At 69.7% G+C, this 19536-nt stretch carries 16 protein-coding genes and 2 tRNA genes; 4 read left to right on the forward strand and 14 right to left on the reverse strand.

The features are described 5' to 3' along the window. Positions 1-5: 5 nt before the first annotated feature. Together UG56_RS14235 and UG56_RS14240 are read right to left on the reverse strand one after the other, a co-directional pair. Positions 6-404 (reverse strand): DUF4233 domain-containing protein, encoded by a 399-nt coding sequence (locus UG56_RS14235; protein ID WP_045551881.1) that lies wholly within the window; start codon positions 402-404, stop codon positions 6-8. Beyond that, positions 394-1836: a bifunctional folylpolyglutamate synthase/dihydrofolate synthase gene (locus tag UG56_RS14240; RefSeq protein WP_045551882.1), complete on the reverse strand. Its 1443-nt coding sequence runs from the start codon at positions 1834-1836 to the stop codon at positions 394-396. Before UG56_RS14240 ends, UG56_RS14235 begins: the two co-directional genes overlap by 11 nt. Before the next feature lie 92 nt (positions 1837-1928). On the opposite strand from UG56_RS14240, the gene UG56_RS14245 reads away from it, so the two are divergent. Together UG56_RS14245 and UG56_RS14250 are read left to right on the forward strand one after the other, a co-directional pair. Then, complete coding sequence (locus tag UG56_RS14245; RefSeq protein ID WP_071327079.1) at positions 1929-3584, forward strand: peptide-N4-asparagine amidase; 1656 nt, start codon at positions 1929-1931, stop codon at positions 3582-3584. Positions 3585-3704: 120 nt separating this feature from the next. Then, complete coding sequence (locus UG56_RS14250) at positions 3705-5552, forward strand: M48 family metallopeptidase (RefSeq protein WP_052693486.1); 1848 nt, start codon at positions 3705-3707, stop codon at positions 5550-5552. A gap of 14 nt (positions 5553-5566) precedes the next feature. On the opposite strand, the gene UG56_RS14255 is transcribed toward UG56_RS14250, so the two are convergent. Further along, positions 5567-6451 (reverse strand): GNAT family N-acetyltransferase, encoded by an 885-nt coding sequence (locus tag UG56_RS14255; protein WP_045548532.1) that lies wholly within the window; start codon positions 6449-6451, stop codon positions 5567-5569. Positions 6452-6532: 81 nt separating this feature from the next. On the opposite strand from UG56_RS14255, the gene valS reads away from it, so the two are divergent. Next, a complete protein-coding gene (gene valS / locus UG56_RS14260; protein ID WP_045548511.1) occupies positions 6533-9163 on the forward strand; it encodes a valine--tRNA ligase in 2631 nt (876 codons plus the stop codon). Positions 9164-9314: 151 nt separating this feature from the next. Here the strand turns inward: valS and UG56_RS14265 are convergent, their stop codons facing one another. From UG56_RS14265 to UG56_RS14285, 5 genes are all read right to left on the reverse strand, one after another. Next, entirely contained in the window at positions 9315-10232 is a 918-nt protein-coding gene (locus UG56_RS14265; protein ID WP_143055037.1) for a hypothetical protein, read from the reverse strand. Positions 10233-10348: 116 nt separating this feature from the next. Beyond that, entirely contained in the window at positions 10349-11641 is a 1293-nt protein-coding gene (gene clpX / locus UG56_RS14270; RefSeq protein WP_045548513.1) for an ATP-dependent Clp protease ATP-binding subunit ClpX, read from the reverse strand. Positions 11642-11741: 100 nt separating this feature from the next. Next, positions 11742-12347, reverse strand: coding sequence for an ATP-dependent Clp protease proteolytic subunit (locus tag UG56_RS14275; RefSeq protein ID WP_045548514.1), 606 nt, complete (start codon positions 12345-12347; stop codon positions 11742-11744). A gap of 4 nt (positions 12348-12351) precedes the next feature. Next, the gene (locus UG56_RS14280; protein ID WP_143055042.1) at positions 12352-13014 is read right to left on the reverse strand and encodes an ATP-dependent Clp protease proteolytic subunit; all 663 of its coding nucleotides are present in this window, start codon (positions 13012-13014) and stop codon (positions 12352-12354) included. A 78-nt stretch (positions 13015-13092) separates the two neighbouring features. Next, the gene (locus tag UG56_RS14285) at positions 13093-14103 is read right to left on the reverse strand and encodes a hypothetical protein (RefSeq protein WP_143055038.1); all 1011 of its coding nucleotides are present in this window, start codon (positions 14101-14103) and stop codon (positions 13093-13095) included. A 199-nt stretch (positions 14104-14302) separates the two neighbouring features. On the opposite strand from UG56_RS14285, the gene UG56_RS14290 reads away from it, so the two are divergent. Then, on the forward strand, positions 14303-15064 hold the full coding sequence (locus UG56_RS14290; protein ID WP_045548516.1) for a zinc ribbon domain-containing protein: 762 nt from the start codon (positions 14303-14305) through the stop codon (positions 15062-15064). 59 nt (positions 15065-15123) lie between these two features. Here UG56_RS14290 and tig read toward each other — a convergent pair whose 3' ends face one another. The 6 genes from tig to UG56_RS14320 all read right to left on the reverse strand — a co-directional run bounded on the left by tig (position 15124) and on the right by UG56_RS14320 (position 19403). Beyond that, entirely contained in the window at positions 15124-16515 is a 1392-nt protein-coding gene (gene tig / locus UG56_RS14295; RefSeq protein WP_045548517.1) for a trigger factor, read from the reverse strand. 70 nt (positions 16516-16585) lie between these two features. Then, positions 16586-16658: transfer RNA gene (locus UG56_RS14300), tRNA-Pro, on the reverse strand. 36 nt (positions 16659-16694) lie between these two features. After that, positions 16695-16768: transfer RNA gene (locus UG56_RS14305), tRNA-Gly, on the reverse strand. Between the two features lie 105 nt (positions 16769-16873). Further along, the gene (locus tag UG56_RS14310) at positions 16874-17950 is read right to left on the reverse strand and encodes a PP2C family protein-serine/threonine phosphatase (protein ID WP_045548518.1); all 1077 of its coding nucleotides are present in this window, start codon (positions 17948-17950) and stop codon (positions 16874-16876) included. 66 nt (positions 17951-18016) lie between these two features. Beyond that, complete coding sequence (locus tag UG56_RS14315; protein ID WP_045548519.1) at positions 18017-18877, reverse strand: Fpg/Nei family DNA glycosylase; 861 nt, start codon at positions 18875-18877, stop codon at positions 18017-18019. 7 nt (positions 18878-18884) lie between these two features. Further along, on the reverse strand, positions 18885-19403 hold the full coding sequence (locus tag UG56_RS14320; protein ID WP_045548520.1) for a ribose-5-phosphate isomerase: 519 nt from the start codon (positions 19401-19403) through the stop codon (positions 18885-18887). Positions 19404-19536 lie beyond the last annotated feature (133 nt).

A 19536-nucleotide genomic window follows, 5' to 3' on the forward strand; every position in this document is an offset into this window, starting at 1 on the left:
CAAGGCTAGACCTCTTCCTCGGCGTCTTCCTCGGCGACGAGCCGGTCGAACGCCTCGAAGGCCGCGGAACGCTCGCTCTCGATCCTGCGACCGAGGAGGTCGGCCGTGCCCCACAGGATCGCGAAGATCACGCCGACGACGAACATGATCGAGATCAGGAAGCCCATCGCGATCGCGACGACCTGCAGGGCCCAGCCGAGCCAGTAGGCCCAGGGGCGGCGCAGCAGGCCGGCCACGAGGATGCAGGCCACGAAGAAGCCGAGGCCCAGCGGCAGCGCCAGCCCGGCGGGGACCCCGCCGATCGAGATCATCACGGGTGAGGCCAGCGCGACGGCGAGCCCCTCCATCGACACGATCGCGGCGCACATCCCGCGCCGTGGCGACTTCTCCCGCTCACTCGTCATCTGCGTCCGCCTCCAGATAGGCCTCCAGCTCGGGGTCGGCCGTCGGCACGACCCGGGCGGTCGCCGGGGAACCCGAGGCCGAGCCACGACCGCCCAGCAACGTACGTGCCTCGCCGGCGGTCACCACCGAGCCGGTCACCAGTACCGCACCCTCGGAGATGGAACCCGTCTCGGAGGACTCGGAGAGGGCCAGCGCGGCATCGATCGCGTCGGCGAGACGCGGCACCACCGAGACCCGCTCCTCGCCGTAGAGGTCGACGGCGATCTTGCCGAGCTCGACGGCGGGCAGGGCACGCTCGGTGGAGTTCTGGGTGACGACCAGATGCTCGAGCGCAGGCTCGAAGGCCGCGAGCAGACCCTCGACGTCCTTGTCCCCCATCACGCCGATCACGCCGACGACACCGGAGAACGAGAACGAGTCCTCGAGCGCCGTGACCGTCGCCTCGGCACCGGCCGGGTTGTGGGCGGCGTCGATCAGGATCGTCGGGGACGACCGCACGATCTCCAGCCGCGCCGGCGAGTCGACCTTCGCGAACGCGTCACGCACGAGCTCGTCGGCCAGCACGGTGTCGCCGAGGAACGCCTCCACCGCGGCCAGCGCCGCCGCCGCGTTCTGCGCCTGGTGGGCACCGTAGAGGGGCAGGAAGAGATCCTCGTACGTCCCGCGCAGCCCGCGCAGCGTGAGGATCTGCCCACCGACGGCCGGGGTGCGGGACACCACCGCGAAGTCGGTGCCCTCCCACAGCAGTCGGGCGCCGACCTCGGCCGCGTGCTGGTCCAGCACGGCCGCGACCTCGACGGACTGCTCCGCGATGACCGCCACCGAGCCCGGCTTGATGATCCCGGCCTTCTCGCGCGCGATCGCGACCGGGGTGTCGCCGAGGTACTTCGCGTGGTCGACCGCGATCGGGGTCACCACCGCCACGTCGGCGTTCGCCACGTTGGTCGCGTCCCAGCTGCCGCCCAGCCCGACCTCGACCACGGCCACGTCGACCGGGGCCTCGGCGAACTTGGCGTAGGCCATCCCGACCATCGTCTCGAAGAAGGACAGCGGGTGCGGCTGGTCGTCGTCGACCATGCCGAGGTAGTGGGCGACGTCGTTGAACGCGGCCACGAACTCGTCGTCGTCCAGCGGCGAGCCGTCGATCGAGATCCGCTCGTTGATCCGCTCCACGTGCGGCGAGGTGAACCGTCCCACCCGCAGGTCGAGGGACCGCAGCAGCGTGTCGATCATCCGGGAGGTGGAGGTCTTGCCGTTCGTGCCGGTCAGCTGGATGACGCGGAAGGCATCCTGCGGGTCGCCGAGGATCTCGAGCAACGCCCGGATCCGGTCCAGCGAAGGTTCCAGCCGGGTCTCGGGCCAGCGCGACTGGAGCGCTTCCCAGACCTCTTCGATCGTGGCCGCCAAACGCGGCGAAGCCGATTCACTCATCAATCGCAGTCTAGTTGTGACCTGCCGACCGCTCCCCATCCACGCGTACCACCACTAGGTTGAGGCGACTCACCAGATGAAGGGACATCGCCATGAGGATCGCCCCTCGCCCCCACCGCATCGGCCTCGCGGTGGCCGCCGTCCTCGCCGTCGCCGCCGTCGCGGCCGTCCCGGCGCTCGCGAGCCCCGCGGTCGCCGAGGACGCGCCGACCTTCGGCTCCGACTGGGACGACCCGCGTACGGCCGACCAGCCGGTCGCCAGGCCCGACACCGACTCGTGCACCGTGCGCATCGTCGACAACGAGTTCCGCAGCTTCGACACCTACCGCCACGACTACGCTCCACCGGCCGACTGCGCCGGGGACTGGTCCAAGGTCGTCCTGACCCTCCACGGCGCGGTCGCCGGGAGGCAGTACGACCGCCTCGGGCAGATCCGTCTCGGCGGCGTACCCATCTTCAAGACCTCCACGCCCGAGCCGTCCGCGGACGGCATCGAGTGGACCGTGGAGAAGGATCTGACCGCCTACACGGACCTCCTCTCCCGTCCGGGAGAGGTCGAGATGGACCTCGGCAACGTCATCAACGACACCTACACCGGAGTCCTCGACGTCCAGGTCGACCTGACCTTCTACACGACCTCTGCGAGGTGGCCCGCTCCGAGCCGCAACCCGGAGACGGTGCAGGCGCTCGACGCGGTGACCACCGGCGGCGGCGCGACGACCGGGTCGCTCACGGTGCCCGCCAACACCGAGAAGCTGGTGGCCGAGGTCTACGCGACCGGCTCGGGCGGCGGCTGCGAGGAGTTCTGGTACACCGCCGCTCCCAGCACCTCGCCCGACGACTACTGGTGCAAGGCCGAGCAGGGCCCGTGGCGCGAGGTGCAGGTCTACGTCGACGGTGAGCTCGCCGGCATCGCGACCCCCTACCCGCACATCTACACCGGCGGCTGGTCCAACCCGTTCCTCTGGTACGTCCTGCCCGCACCCCGCGCCTTCGACATCAAGCCGCTCGAGATCGACCTGACCCCGTTCGTCGGGACGCTCGCCGACGGTGCGGCCCACGAGATCTCCGTCCGCGTCCACGGCGCCGAGGGCGACGGCTGGAACGCGCCCGTGGGGCTGCTCTCCTGGCAGGACGAGGGCTCGACCCGGGTCACCGGGGCGGTGACCGCCACGACCGACACCGCACCGCAGGTCACGAACACCACCGGCACCGACGGCGACATGTTCACCGCTCACGTCGACGGCTCGCACTCGCTGTCGGTGACCGGCTACGCCGACACCTCGCACGGCCGGGTCACCACCACCGTCGAGCGCACCGTCACCGAGACGGCCCAGCACTGGTGGTCCGACGGCGAGTACGACGACGGCGAGGACCTGACCTTCACCGACACCGGCTACGTACGCACCAAGGCGGGCAGCCGCGCCGCCGAGTTCGACCGGTGGGACTACGCCTACGACCTGGACGGTCTGATCGAGATCACCGAGGCGGGCGACATCACCACGACGATGGCCCTGGTCGACCACGGCGAGGAGCTCACCCGGACAGGCGCCAGGAAGGGCCCGTGGACGGACTGGACCAACCGCTACGAGGGCTCGGCGACCTGGAACTACCTCGTCCCGCGCGAGCAGCGCCGTTCGACCGGACGTTCCGAGCACGACTTCAGCACGCGGTCCGACCAGGGCTGCTGGCACCGGGTCATCTCCACGGAGGCGGGGCTGATCACCGGCGACAGAACGGGCTGCTGACGCCGATCGGCGGCGGTGGTCGGCTTCACACGGCCCGAGGGACCCGATACCCTCCACGTGATCTCGGACGCCCCACCACCGCCGCCGAAAAGGCCCATCCCCCACAAGGTCCCTCCACGCATGCGTACGTTCCGGGCTGCTCTCACGGTCTCGCTCCTGGCCGGTGCCTACGTCGTGGCTGCCTTCGTGCTGGTCGGTCAGCAGCTGGCCCCACGGCAGCCCCGCACCAGGACCACCGGCGACCCCGGCGGGCTCGTCCTCACCGAGCAGGAGCAGCCGGGACTGTGGGCGGAGGTCCGTCAGCTGGCCGCCACCGCCGGCACCCGCGCCCCCGACGAGATCCGGCTGGTGCCGGAGGTCAACGCGGCGGTGAGCGAGGAGACCAGCCTCCTCGGCCTGCGGACCGGGACCCGGCGGATGTTCCTCGGCGTACCCCTCCTCCAGGGCCTCTCCCGCAACCAGCTCCACGCGGTTCTTGCCCACGAGCTCGGTCACCACAGCACCACCCACACCCGCCTCGGCGCCCTCGTCCACCGCAGCCGCCTGGCGATCGCCGAGGTCGCCGCCGGTCTCTCCAACCCGCTGGTGAAGCGGCCGTTCCGGACGTACGCCCGGATCTTCTTCTCCCTCACCCGACCGCTCGCGTATGCCCACGAGATCGACGCCGACCGGCTCAGCGCCCGGGTCGCCGGAGCGCGGACCGCCGCGGTCACGTTGCGCACCCTCCCCGCCCTCGATGCCGCCTGGCGCATCTACCTGGAGCAGTACGTCGAGGCCGGCACCCACTACGGCCTACGGCCCACGCGGTTCTTCGACAACTTCACCCACCTGATGAGCGAACCCGAGCGCCTGGAGGAGCTGGGCCGGATCAGCGCGGCACCGCCCGAGGTGGCGGCATCGGCCTACGACTCGCACCCGCCGCTCGCGGAGCGGATCGCCCGGCTGGAGGCGATGGCGTCCGCCGAGGAGGCCGACGGGGCGGACGGGGCGGACAAGTCCGGCAACGCTGCCAGCATCCTGCGCTACCCGTCACAGAACTTCCTCGCGCTCGAGGACAAGACGTTCGCCGGCTCCGGGCTGACCCCGGCGCCGATGGCCGAGATCGTGACCGTGGCCGGCGCCCGGGCCGCGGCGGTCAACGCCGAGACCCTGCTGAACGCGATGCGCGAGAACCAGATCGCGCCGGCCACGGTGCGCGGGGCCCTCGACCTGATCGCCACCGGCGACCTCGACAGGCTCCTCGACATGGTCGAGATCGAGTCCACGACCGCCGAGGCCGCTGGCGAGAGGGCCTTCGAGGAGAAGCGGAAGGTGATCGCCCGGCTCCTGGGCGCCGCCATCGCCCACGAGCTGGTCGGCGAGGACAAGGCACGCTACGAGCTCAGCTGGGCCGGTCCCTGGCGCCTGGTCGACATCGCCGGTCAGGAGGTCGACCCCGAGAACCTCGCCTACGAGGCCCTCGGCTCCCCCGGCTACGCCGCCGCGCTGCGCGCCTGGGTGCACCAGCTCGATGCGAAGGCCGACACCGAGACGCAGACGAAGGCCGCGGCCGAGCCCTCGGCCCCGCCCGACGGCTATATCGGCGCCTTGGCCCCGATCTCCGGCGACGGCTTCCGTACGCTCCTGGTGACCGACACCGGCCTGATGCTGGTCAAGCCCTCCGGCTCCGACCGCCTCGCCACCGGGTTCGCCTCCGTGACCGCCGGCTCACCCGGCCGCACGCTGATCCAGCGTGCCCTGGAGCGGCCTCCGGCCGAGCTGGCCGCCACCGCCAACGCCGCCTACGTCCCCTGGGACCAGATCCGCGCCCTCCACCTCAAGCAGAGCAGCAGCGGCCGCCGCTCGGCCGACATCACCACCGCCTCCGGCGCCGGCTGGTCGCTGCGCTGGACCGATGCCGCCGAGTCCGAGGGCCACATCTGGCCGGCCGTCGACCACTACCTCGGCCGCCGCTTCACCGTCGACTGAGATCGCCGGCTGAGTCACCGCAGGATCGTGTGGTTGGCCATGTCCACGACCGGGCGGAAGCCGAGCTTGGCGTAGACGTGGTTGGAGACCGGGTTGTCCTGATCGGTGAACAGGCAGACCCGGGCGCCCGCCTCCAGGAGACGACGGCACACCTCGGCGACCGCGGCGCTCGCATAGCCGCGACCCCAGCGCTCCTGCGGTGTGTAGACCGGCCCGACCCGGGCCACGCCGAAGGCGGGTGCGCTGAACCCGGTCAGGTGGACGACCTCACCGGCGTCCTCCCACAGCAGGATCCGCCCGCCGTCGATGCGCCGACGGATCTCACCCGCCTCATGGTGCTCGTCACCGTGGGCCGAACCGGCGTTCCCGGCCTGGTCCCGAGCGGCCCGCCCGAAGTCGTTGAACCACTCCAGGCAGAGCTCGAGGTCTGCGTACGTCGCCAGCCTGGCCTTCCCCGGCACCTCCTTGGGCACGACCAGGTCGCCGAGCTCCCACAGGCGGGTCGCCATCGCCGTCTCGACCGTGCCGCCCCACAACCGGGCCGACTCCTCGGCCACCACGCGAGCGGCCGGCAGCGACCCGTTGACGCCGCCCGGGTGCTCGCCACGCTCGTGCAGCACCCTCGCGACCTCGACGGCGGCCGCCTCGGGCAGCGGCGAGACGTAGAGCGGGTAGGGCTCGAAGGGTGCCGTCCGCATCACCACACCCACGATCTCGCCCTCCATCCGGGCGACGGCCCACCACTCGTACGGCGTCTGCATCGGTCCGTGCTCCGCGGCTCGGCCGGCGACCGAAGCGACGACGCTCACCAGCACCGGGTGGGCGCTCAGGTAGCCGTCGGCGACGTCGAGGAACTCGGCGGGGTCGGTGTAGAAGTCGAGGGTCGGCAGGGGGCTCACGGACGACAGCATGGAGCGTGCGCAGCGCCGGTCTCAACCGGGTTTCGCGCCAGCAACGGTGCGCCCATAGGATTTGGTCCCATGACTGAGACCACGCCCACGCAGACCGCACCGGAGACGACTACGCCCGCTGAGCAGCGCGTAGTCGCCGTACCGGACAAGCCGGTCCTCGAGGGCCTGGAGGCCAAGTGGGCCGAGCGGTGGAAGAACGAGAAGACCTACGCCTTCGACCGCACCCAGCCGCGGGAGAACGTCTACTCGATCGACACCCCGCCGCCGACCGTCTCCGGCAGCCTGCACGTCGGCCACGTCTTCTCCTACACCCACCCCGACCTGATCGCCCGCTTCCAGCGGATGAACGGCAAGTCGGTCTTCTACCCGATCGGCTGGGACGACAACGGTCTGCCCACCGAGCGCCGCGTCCAGAACTACTTCGGCGTCCGGTGCGACCCGACCCTGCCGTACGACCCCGACTTCACCCCGCCGGAGAAGCCCGACCCGAAGCGCCAGATCTCCATCAGCCGGCCCAACTTCGTCGAGCTGTGCAACCAGCTGGTCGTCGAGGACGAGAAGGTCTTCGAGGACCTGTGGCGCACCCTGGGCCTCTCCTTCGACTGGGACCAGCAGTACACGACCATCGGCAAGGTCTCCCAGACCGCCTCGCAGAAGGCGTTCCTGCGCAACCTGTCGCGCGGCGAGGCCTACCTGCAGGAGGCGCCGACCCTGTGGGACGTCACCTTCCAGACCGCGGTCGCCCAGGCCGAGCTCGAGGCCAAGGACTACCCCGGCTTCTTCCACCGGGTCGCCTTCCATGCTCCTGACGGCGCGAAGATCCACATCGAGACGACCCGTCCCGAGCTGATCCCGAGCGTCGTCGCGCTGATCGCGCACCCCGACGACGAGCGTTACAAGGAGCTCTTCGGCACCACCGTCACCAGCCCCATCTTCGGCGTCGAGATCCCCGTCCTGGCCCACGAGGCCGCGGAGATGGACAAGGGCGCCGGCATCGCGATGTGCTGCACCTGGGGTGACCTCACCGACGTCCAGTGGTGGCGTGAGCTCAACCTTCCCGCCCGCGCACTGATCGGCCGCGACGGCCGCTTCTCCCGCGAGACCCCGGAGTGGATCACCACCGAGGCGGGGGTCGCTGCGTACGAGGACCTGAAGGGCAAAACCGTCCACTCGGCCCGCGAGGCCGTCGTCGCGATGATCCGCGAGTCCGGTGACCTCGAGGGCGAGCCGAAGAAGACCCAGCGGATGGCCAACTTCTACGAGCGTGGCGACAAGCCGCTCGAGATCGTCGCCAGCCGGCAGTGGTACATCACCAACGGCGGCCGCAACCCCGAGCTGCGCGAGCAGCTGCTGGCCCGCGGCGGTGAGCTGACCTGGCTGCCCGAGCACATGCGTCACCGCTACGACAACTGGGTCGGCGGCCTCAACGGCGACTGGCTGATCTCGCGCCAGCGCTTCTTCGGCATCCCGTTCCCGGTCTGGTACGCGCTCGACGACGAGGGCAACCCCGACTACGACAAGCCCCTGCTGCCCAGCGAGGACCAGCTGCCGATCGACCCGTCCACCGATGTCCCGGCCGGTTACGAGGAGGCCCAGCGCGGCAAGCCCGGCGGGTTCCAGGGTGACCCCGACGTCATGGACACCTGGGCGACCTCGTCGCTGACCCCGCAGATCGCCGGCGGCTGGGAGGCCGACCCCGACCTGTTCAGCCGGGTCTACCCGATGGACCTGTGCACCCAGAGCCACGAGATCATCCGCACCTGGCTCTTCGGCCGCATCGTCCGCGCCCACCTCGAGGACGGCACCGTCCCGTGGAGCCACGCGATGATCGCCGGCTGGATCCTCGACCCCGACCGCAAGAAGATGTCGAAGTCGAAGGGCAACGTCGTCGTCCCGACCGAGATCCTCGACAAGTTCGGCGCCGACGCGGTCCGCTGGCGCGCCGCACTGACCCGCCCGGGCATGGACTCGCCGTTCGACGAGACCCAGATGAAGGTCGGTCGCCGACTGGCGATGAAGATCCTCAACGCCTCGAAGTTCGTCCTCGGCAACGTCGGCGCGGCCACGCTCAACCCGGTCGCGATCACCGAGCCGGTCGACTGCGCGCTGATGGCCCGTCTCAAGGAGACGATCACCAAGGCGACCGACGCCTTCACGGCCTACGACTACTCCACGGCGCTGGAGACCTCGGAGAAGTTCTTCTGGGAGTTCTGCGACGACTACCTCGAGCTGGTCAAGGAGCGTGCCTACGACGAGGACGGCGGTCTCGCCACCGAGTCCGCCCGCGCGACCCTGGCCACGGCCCTCCACGTCCAGCTGCGCCTGCTCGCCCCCTTCCTCCCGTACGTCACCGAGGAGGTCTGGTCGTGGTGGCAGGCCGGTTCGATCCACACCTCCTCGTGGCCGCGTGAGCTCGAGCTCGGCACCGCTGCCGCGGCCGACCCCGCCGCGCTCGACGCCGTCGCAGCCACCCTGACCGGGATCCGCGGCGCGAAGTCGACCGCGAAGGTCAAGATGCGGCACCCGCTGGCCAAGGCCGAGGTGACCGGGCCGGCGAAGCTGGTCAAGGACGCCGAGGCCGCCGCGGCGGACCTGAAGCGAGTCGGCAACATCATCGGCGACCTGTTCTTCACCGTCGACGAGAACGCCACCGAGATCACCGTCACCGCTGAGCTGGCAGAGGTCGCCGAGGAGGCCTGAGCCTCAGGCCGACGGAGCCCCGAACGACGGAGCAGGCCCCGGACCGCGATGCGGTCCGGGGCCTGCTTCGTCCCTCATTCCGGCCCAGCGCCCGGGGGGACTCGCTCGGCCGGTCACTCCGGCGTGGTGCGGGTCGCCATCGGAGTGATTCCTACTGCACCGACTTCTCGGCACACGTCTTGTCGTCCTGGTTGTCCTTGCTGCCTTCCTGCGGCTCCTGCTCCGGCTCCGGTGCGTCCGTCGTCGCAGCGTCGGACGGCTCAGCGGAATCGGTGGTTGCCTCGGGTTCGGCTGCGGGCGACGACCCTACCGGGGTCTTCGGCTCAGCGCACGCCTCACCGCACTCCGGCGCGCCCTCCGGCTCGGGAGCCTCGCTCGCTCCCGGCAGCGTCTTCACGTCCTCGGCGATCGCGGCGGTGAGCTCGCAGGCGTTCTCGGCGATCCGCTCGGCCTCGGACTCGTGCTCCTCCGACTTCGCCTCGGGTCCCTTCGACGCCTCGGTGGCCTCGTCCTCGTCGCGGTCCGCCTTGGGCTCTTCGAGCGGAAGGTCCTCGACCGGGACACCGGCGTCGGCGGCGATCAGCTGGCGCAGGAACATCGGCACGGCCTCGTCGACGGGCCGGGCGTCCTCCTCGGCCACGAAGGGCCACAGCAGCGGCGCCATGATGCCCGGGATCGGGCCCACGGACGGCACCAGCGTGGGCGGCGCGGCGTCACCCTCGTCCTCGCCGGGGTCCGCAGGCCCGGTCGGCTCCTCGGAGGGCGCGTCGGGCTGCTCGGCCGGCGCGGACGACGCCCCGTCCGGCTTCTCGTCCGCCCCGCCGGGTTCGGCGGAGCCGTCCCGGTCGTTCCCGCCGTCCGCGTGCGGCGGGGTGCTGGGGATCCTCGAGACCCCGGAGACGCCGTCCTCCGGCGACGGAGGGATCACCGTGAAGTCGGCCTGGCCCGAGAGCGTACGCGGCACCCGGTGCAACGCGGACACGTCCGGGCTGAGGGTCTGGACGATCACGAGCAGGCCGATGAGCACTACGGCGGCGTAGGCCATCACCGGGCCCCTCTGGAACCTCACGTGCCCACTTCCCTACCGAGTGACGGAGCTGGAAAGGTACAGACGATCATCAGTGCGTATTGTGTCCGACCGCCCGGGCCGAAACCGACCCGGGCGGGGAAAATGACTCAAAGGGACTAGGCGGACTTCTTCTTGGTTTCCTTCTCGCGAGGAACCAGGGTCGGCATCTCGCCGTCCTCGACCACCTCGCGGGTCACGATCACCTTGCCGACGTCGCCGCGGGAGGGCACGTCGTACATCACGTAGAGGAGAACCTCCTCGATGATCGCCCGCAGGCCTCGGGCACCGGTGCCACGTTCGAGGGCCTTGTCGGCGATGGCGGTGACCGCGTCCTCGGTGAACTCGAGGTCGACACCGTCGAGGTCGAAGAGCTTCTGGTACTGCTTCACCAGGGCGTTACGCGGCTCAGTCAGGATCTTGACCAGCGCGGCCTGGTCGAGCTTCTCGACGCTCGCGATCAGCGGCAGCCGGCCGATGAACTCCGGGATGAGCCCGAACTTGGTGAGGTCCTCGGGGCGCACCAGCTTGAGCAGGTCCTCGGACTCCTTCTCGGCCTTGCCGCGCACCTCAGCGGTGAAGCCGAGCGTCTTCTTGCCGACGCGCTGCTCGATGATGTGCTCCAGACCGGCGAAGGCGCCACCCACCACGAAGAGGATGTTGGTGGTGTCGATCTGGATGAACTCCTGGTGGGGATGCTTGCGGCCACCCTGCGGCGGGACCGAGGCGGTGGTGCCCTCGATGATCTTCAGCAGCGCCTGCTGCACGCCCTCACCGGAGACGTCACGAGTGATCGAGGGGTTCTCCGCCTTGCGGGCGACCTTGTCGATCTCGTCGATGTAGATGATGCCGGTCTCGGCCTTCTTGACGTCGTAGTCGGCGGCCTGGATCAGCTTGAGGAGGATGTTCTCGACGTCCTCACCGACGTAGCCCGCCTCGGTCAGCGCGGTGGCGTCGGCGATCGCGAACGGGACGTTGAGCATCCGCGCCAGCGTCTGCGCCAGGTAGGTCTTGCCGCATCCGGTCGGGCCGATCACCAAGATGTTGGACTTGGCGACCTCGACCTGCTCCTCCTTGGCGTGCTTGCCGGGGCCCTGCGGGCCGCCGGGCTGCAGGCCGGCCTGGACGCGCTTGTAGTGGTTGTAGACCGCCACCGCGAGCGACTTCTTGGCCTGCTCCTGGCCGATGACGTAGGAGTTGAGGAAGTCGAAGATCTCCTTCGGCTTGGGGAGGTCGGCGATCTCCACCTCGGAGCCCTCGTTGAGCTCCTCCTCGATGATCTCGTTGCAGAGGTCGATGCACTCGTCGCAGATGTAGACGCCGGGACCCGCGATGAGCTTCTTGACCTGCTTCTGGCTCTTCCCGCAGAAGGAGCACTTCAGCAGGTCACCTCCGTCGCCGATGCGTGCCACGCGTGGCCTTCCTTCCCCGACTTGTGCTGCTAGGTCCGAATAGTTACTGACGGTACCCCGCGCCGCGCCTTCTGTGTGGGAGCGGCGCGGGGCCCGATGGTCAAACGAGCTGCGGCGTCTTGAGCGACTCGAGCACCGAGTCGATCAGGCCGTACTCCACCGCCTGCGCGGCGGTGAGGATCTTGTCGCGCTCGATGTCGTGGCTCACCTCGTCCATCGACTTGCCGCTGTGGTCGGCGATCATCTTCTCGAGCAGCTCACGCATCCGGAGGATCTCGTTGGCCTGGATCTCGATGTCGGAGGTCTGGCCGAAGGTGCCCTCGGTGTAGGGCTGGTGGATCAGGATGCGGCTGTTGGGCAGCGCCATCCGCTTGCCCTTGGAACCCGCGCCCAGCAGGATCGCGGCGGCCGAGGCGGCCTGACCGATGCAGACGGTCTGCACGTCCGGCTTGATGAACTGCATCGTGTCGTAGATCGCGGTGCAGGCCGTGAACGAGCCACCCGGGCTGTTGATGTAGATCGAGATGTCCTGGTCCGGGTTCATCGACTGCAGGCAGAGCAGCTGGGCGATGACCGCGTTGGCGACATCGTCGCTGATCGGGGTGCCCAGGTAGATGATCCGGTCCTCGAAGAGCTTGGCGTAGGGGTCGATCCGGCGGACGCCGTAGGACGTACGCTCCTCCCACTGCGGGATGTAGTAGTTCATGTCCTCAGTCCTTCTTGTGGGCGGGGCGGCCCTCGTCGGAGGCTTCCTTCGCACTCTTGATGACCTGGTCGACCAGGCCGTAGTCGAGCGCCTCGGCAGCGGTGAACCAGCGGTCACGGTCGGCGTCGACGGTGACCTGCTCGACGCTCTGGCCGGTGTGCTCGCTGATCAGCTCCAGCAGCACCTTCTTGATGTGCAGCGACTGCTGGGCCTGGATCTTGATGTCGGAGGCCGAGCCGCCCATGCCCGAGGAGGGCTGGTGCATCATGATCCGCGCGTGGGGCAGTGCGTAGCGCTTGCCCTTCGCGCCGGCGCAGAGCAGGAACTGACCCATCGAGGCGGCCAGGCCCATGCCGACGGTGGCCACGTCGTTGGGGATGTAGTTCATCGTGTCGTAGATGGCCATACCGGCATCCACCGAGCCACCGGGCGAGTTGATGTGAAGGAAGATGTCGGCCTCGGGGTCCTCCGCGGAGAGCAGCAGGAGCTGCGCGCAGATCGCGTTCGCGTTCTGGTCGCGGACCTCGGAGCCGAGGAAGACGATGCGCTCCCGCAGCAGTCGGTTGTAGATGTTGTCGTCGAGAAGGCTCAGACCGCCGCCGTTGCCGCCCAGGCTCGGGGAGAGCCCTGGGGCACCGGCGTGAGCGTCAGCCGCGCTGGAGTCGATGTTCACAGGATCGACACTAGCCGCCGCAGCCGGTTGTTCCACGGCTGGTGTGCCAATGTTCGCCGACGGCGTATTCGCTCAGGCCAGCCAGCGCAGCAGCGCGTCGTGCACCGCCGGGTGGTTCGACAGCGGCGTCTCCGCGGTCGAGAGCGTGAAGCGCTCCGCGGTCGGGAACAGGTCACGCACCCGACGCGATCGCAGTGGCGTCTTGTGGCGCCACCACAGCATCTCCCCGAAGAGACGCCCGACCCGGTTGGGTCGCGAGGTCGCCTTGTCGGTGACGAGCAGGTAGTCGACGTCCGGTCGCGGCGGCAGCATCGCCTCGTCGTCCCCGACGACCACGATCCCGGCGAGATGCTCGTCGAGCTGCTTGCCGACGCCACCCGAGATCGGGGCGGAGGTGACCGCGTAGGGGGTCGTGCCGAGGGCGATGAGCTCGGAGACGTACGTCGTCCAGGGGCGCGGCCCGGCGGTCGCCACCCCGAGCGCGTTGCGGGCGATCAGACCACCACCGGCGTAGCCGACCAGGACGATGCGGGGGTCACCGGCGGCGTCGATGCGCGACTCCGTCGCGAGGGCGTCGACGCACTCCTGGATCCGGCTGCTGAGCGCCACCGCGGCCGGCACCGACTTGCTGCCGGCCGAGACGTGCATGTGCAACGGCATCCAGCCGAGCAGCTCGGCCAGCCGGTCGGCGTACGTCGCTCCGGTCGTCTGCGAGCCCCCCTGCCACACGGTCTCGTCCTTGCCCGCCGGCGGGATCAGGACCAGGATCCGAGGAGCTGTCCCGGTCTGTCGCTGGGCGGCGGCCCACTCGCGCGGGCTGACCATGCGGCCGTCGTGGTGGACCGCGACAGCCGGACCGGAGTCGGTGTTGACGACGCCCCGGATGATCGGGGTCGCCAGCGCGAACGGGGCGGCGAACGGCCGGCGGGCGAAGGCGGTGATCCGCCAGGCGAGCTTGGCCAGTCCGACCAGACCGGCCACCTTGCCCTGACCGCGGTCGAGCTGCTCCCCGGCGTCGGGGTCCATCGGAGTGTCCTCGACGTTGAGGACCACGGCGCGGACGGTCTCGGGGCTGGAGGTCACGCTGGAAGCGTAGAGCCTCCGCACCGGCGACAGGTCGATCCGTGCCACCTGAACGGACGGTCTGTGTCTCAGATCACAGGGCGGCGACCGCGTTCCGTACGTTTGCGTTCACTCACACGTATGGTGTCCGTGATGCTGTTGTTACTGGTGTTGCGTGACGATGGCGGTCCTCTCGGGTTACCGTCGGATAGGGAAGGGGGTGTCGGCCGTGGGGGACGAGGAGGAGTCACGCTGCCCGTCGTGCGGCGACACCCTGCTGCCCGGCGCTCTCTACTGCATCGGCTGCGGCGCCTCGCGGCTGGCTCCCCCGGCGCAGCACCGTCCGCTCTTCGTCGACGAGCTCGGCGACGAGGCGGCCACGCCCCGCAGCACCCGGGGCTACTTTTTCGAGGACGCTCCCCCGCCGCCCGCGCGGCGCACGGGACGCACCGCGCCGATCCTGGTGATGATCGCGGTGCTGGTGCTCGTCGCCGGCGTGCTGGGGTTCGTCTTCGGCAAGGACGGTGCCGGCCCCGAACAGTCCGAGGCGGAGCCTTCGAGCGAGCCCACCACGAGCGAGCCCTCGAGCGTGCCTTCCGTGGACCCGGACGCTCCTCCGGAGGACCAGCTGCTCCGCATCTCCCGGCTCGACACCGAGGCCGCCACCAAGCTCATCGGCACCTGGATCCCCCAGCTCGCGGCCGTCGGCGCGGGTGACGGCGGCGACGTCGACTGGCACCGCGCCCTGACCCGCTACCAGGAGCTCAAGACCGACCACCCCGACGTGCTGCTCCTCGACACCGGCGAGTGGCCGAGCTCGTATGTGAAGCCGGGGATGTACGCCGTCGTCGTGCCCTATCCCAGCGACACCTCCGCTCCCGCGCTCGAGTGGTGTGTCGAGCAGGGCCTGTCGGCGACGAACTGCGCGGCCAAGCACCTGGAGGTCTACGGCGACCCGACGGACAACTACGACGCGCAGTAGCCCCAGAACGAAACCGCCCCTGCCCGGTTCGGGCAGGGGCGGCGTACGTCTGGGAGAGATCAGGCGTCGGCCTTCTCGGTCTCCTCGGCGGGAGCCTCGGCCTCGGCCTCCGGCTCGTCCTCACCGATGGTGCCGTCGGGGCGGAGGTTCTTCAGCTCGACGTGGTTGCCGGACTCGTCGGTGACCTTGGCGGCCTCGACCAGCTGGGCCAGCGCCTTGCCGCGCAGGATCTCCTGGACCAGCTCGGGCACGTGGTTGTGCTCGAGCATGTGGTTGACGAACTCCTGCGGGTCCTGGCCGGACTGCTGCGCACGGCGCATCATGTGCTCGGTCAGCTCCTGCTGCTCGACCCCGATCTCCTTCTCCTTGGCGATCTGGTCGAGGATCAGCTGAGCGGCGACGGCGTCACGGACACGGCGCTCGAGGTCGGCCTCGAACTCCTCGATCGTCTGGCCCTCGTCCTCGAGGTACTTGTCGAAGGTCAGGCCGGCGAAGCCGAGCTGCTGCTCGATGCCCTGGCGGCGGGCGTTGAGCTCCTCGGTCACGATGGTCTCGGGCAGCGGCACCTCGACCTTCTCCAGGAGGGCCTCCAGCACGGCGTCACGGGCGGCGGCGGCCTGCTCGAGGCGCTTGCCGTTGCCGAGGCGGCCGCGGACGTCCTCCTCGAGCTCCTTGACGGTGTCGAACTCGCTGGCGAGCTGGGCGAAGTCGTCGTCGTAGGCCGGGAGCTCCTGCTCCTGCACCTGGTTGACGGTGACGTTGACGTCGACCTCCTGGCCGATCAGCTCACCGCCCACGAGGGTGCTCTTGAAGTCGGCGGACTCGCCCGCGGACAGACCGGTGATGGCCTCGTCCAGGCCGTCGAGCATGCCGCCCTTGCCGACCTGATAGCTCATCCCGACAGCCTCGGCGCCGTCGACGTCCTCGCCGTCCTTGGTCGCCTTCAGGTCGATGACCACGAAGTCACCGTCGGCGGCGGGGCGCTCGACGTCCTTGAGGGTGCCGAAGCGCTCACGCATCGCCTGGATCTGCTCCTCGACGTCGGCGTCGGTGAGCTCGATGTCCTCGACCTTGGCCTCGATGCCCTCGTAGTCGGGCAGCGTGATCTCGGGCTTGACGTCGACCTCGGCGGTGAACTCCAGGGCCTCGTTGTCCTCGAGCTTGGTGACCTCGATCTCGGGCTGCGCGAGCGGCTCGAGCGAGTTCTCCTGAAGGGCGTCGAAGTACATCTGCGGGAGGACGTTGTTGACCGCCTCGGAGAGCACCGCACCGCGGCCGACCTGCTTGTCGATCACCTGGGGCGGGACCTTGCCACGGCGGAAGCCGGGGACATTGATCTGCTTGGCGATCTGCTTGTACGCCGCGTCGAGGCTCGGCTTGAGCTCCTCGAAGGGCACCTCGACGGTCAGCTTGGCCCGGGTCGGGCTCAACGTCTCGACGGCGCTCTTCACAGGGTGTCTCCTGTCGTTGGTTCTTAGATGGTGTCGCGTGCAGGGGGCTGTACGGATTTTCAGGGGAGTGTCGGGGCGACAGGACTCGAACCTGCGGTCTCCTGCTCCCAAAGCAGGCGCGCTAGCCACTACGCTACGCCCCGTCAAGGGCCCCTCCCCAATCAGCGGGAAGTGCCACTTGGAGCGGATGACGGGAATCGAACCCGCGTAATCAGTTTGGAAGACTGAGGCTCTACCATTGAGCTACATCCGCGTACGCGAGAGCCAGCGCCCTCGTGCGACCCGCGAAATCCTGCCATAGATCTGACTCACACCTGTAACCGGCTCCCCTACCGGTGGGTTCGAGCGGTCGGATCGGTCAGCGTCTGCCGACCGCGACGAGCGCACGATCGTCGGAGCTGGCGCTCAGTCCCTCGAGCAGACGGCGCGCTCCCCCGCCTCGTCCGGTGACCGCGAGATGGTCGGCGGTGGCGACCAGGTTGCCGATGCCGTGCTCGAGGTCGACGCCCCGTGCCTCCACCACGCCGTCGGTGTAGAGCATCACCATGTCGCCCACACCGAGCACGCCCTCGCAGGCGTCGAAGTCGACGTCGTCGATGAGCCCCAGCACCGGACCGTTGCTCTCCGCCTCCTCCCAGCGGCCGGTGGCGGCACGGCGCACCAGCGCCGGCGGGTGGCCCGCCGTACGGATCTCGTAGGCACCGTTGCCGAGGTCGATCGAGAGGTAGACCGCGGTGGCGAAGCCCTCCGCCCAGTCCTGGCGGAGCAGGTAGCGGTTGGCGGCGGGCAGGAACTCCGCCGGCGTCACCGCGCCGAGGAGACCGCCGAAGGCGCCGGAGAGCTGGAGCGCCCGGGTGCCCGCACGCTCCCCCTTGCCGGAGACGTCCACGACCACGATCTCCAGGCGGTCGTCGGCCCGCGCGGCCACCACGAAGTCGCCGGCGAACCGGGTGCCGCCCGCAGGGAGGACCGCCGAGTCGGCGAGCCAGCCCGGCGGCATCGGCGGGATGGCGCCCTGATCGAGCTTGTGGGTCAGGTCGAGCAGCATGAGCTCGTCGCTCAGCCCGCCCACTCCGAGGTAGGTGCGGCGCATCGCGACGAACAGCACGATCGCGCCGAGCAGGAAGTGCACACCGATGGCGGCGGCGTCGCGGTCGGAGAGCGTGAGCCGGCTGGCGGCCACCACGATCATCACCATCACGAAGACGACGAACCAGCTCAACGTACGCGGCCCCAGCAGCACCGCACCCAGCAGCAGCGGCACGGTGAGGACCGCCACCGGGACCACCTGCAGCCAGCCCGTCTGGGCCGCGGCGAGGACCGTCAGGACGATGGTGAGCAGGCCGAGCCACAGCACCGCTCGCAGCTCCGGGTCCCGGAACCTGCGGCGGATGGCGTTGCTCCGCAAGCGGTCTGCGAAGGCATGGCTCGACATGGCCTCACTCTAGGTCTCGAGGTGGGGGCTGCGTGGTCGTTCTCGCAGGCCGGAGAGTAGTGCGGGCTACTTCTTTACGGTCGTCCGGGGCTGGTACGCACGCTGGCACTTCGGGCACCAGAACAGGTTGCGCTGCTGCAGCTCGGTGGTGCGTACGCTCGTTCCGCACACCAGGCACGGCTGGCCGTTGCGGCGATACACATAGACCTCGCCACCGTGATCGTCCTTGCGCGGTGGGCGGCCCATCGCCTCGGGGGTGTGCTCGTCGCGTACGGTGTCGATGCGGTTCTTCTGGACGCCGAGTTTCATGAGCTCGACCAGGTCGTCCCAGATCGCGTCCCACTGCTGGCGGCGAAGCGTGTTGCCGGGCCGCATCGGGTCGATCCGGTGCCGGAAGAGCACCTCAGCCCGGTAGACGTTGCCCACCCCGGCCAGGACCGACTGGTCCATCAGCAGCGCGCCGATGGTCGTCCGGCTCCGGCTGATCCGGGTCCATGCCCGGCCTGGGTCGGCGTCGTCGCGCAGCGGGTCCGGGCCGAGCTTGGCGACGACCGCGTCCCGCTGGGCCGCGGTGACCAGGTTGCAGGTGGTCGCGCCGCGCAGGTCGGCGTAGGTCCCACCCTCGGCGGTCGAGCTTGTCGAGACCACCCGCAGGCGAACCTGGCCGACCGGGAGCGGCGGCTCGCCCGTGTGGGGCTTGAGGTCGAGCTTGCCGTAGAGGCCGAGGTGGATGTGGACGTACTGCTCCCCCGGGAACTCGACGAACAGCTGCTTGCCCCACGCCTCGGCGCCGGCGACGACCTGGCCGTCGAGGAGCGCGGCGGAGTCGGCGAACCGGCCCTGCGGGCTGCTGACCCGGACCTGCTGGCCGGCGAAGGCATCGCTCAGGTCGAGCGCGAGACGGTGGAGGGTGTGCCCCTCGGGCATCCCCGGCTCAGTCCTGGTCCTCGGCGGGCCCCAGGCCCTTGGCCGAGTCGGGAAGCGGCGGGCGTACGCCGTCGGCGTCGTAGGCGTGGAGCTGGTTGATGCGGCGTACGTGGCGCTCGTCCTCGCTGAACGGCTCGGCCAGGAAGATCTCGACGAACTTCGTCATGTCCTCGAGACTGTGCATCCGGCCACCGACCGCGACGACCTGCGCGTTGTTGTGGTCACGGGCGAGCTTGGCCGTCTCCTCGCTCCACGCGAGCGCGCAGCGGATCCCGGTCACCTTGTTGGCCGCCATCTGCTCGCCGTTGCCCGAGCCCCCGATCACGACCCCGAGGCTGTCGAGCCCCTTGTCTCGGTCACGAGCCACCCCCTCGGCCGCCCGGATGCAGAAGACCGGGTAGTCGTCGAGTGCGTCATAGACGAACGGGCCATGGTCGACAGGCTCGTAGCCCAGCTCCGTCAGGCGGTTGATCAGGTGGGACTTCAGTTCGAGACCGGCGTGGTCACAGCCGATGTGGACGCGCATGCCACCATCCTCTCCTACCTGTGGCCCATCTTCGGATTCGGTGGGTTGGTGTTCCTTGAGGGCTGATGGCCGCCGACCCGTTACGGAGGGTGTTCTCGGTGTCGTCCGGAGTCAAGGACGGCCTCCGGCCGCC

Origin of the sequence: Nocardioides luteus (assembly GCF_000960475.2) — a bacterium.
GTDB classification, from domain to species: Bacteria; Actinomycetota; Actinomycetes; order Propionibacteriales; family Nocardioidaceae; genus Nocardioides; species Nocardioides luteus_A.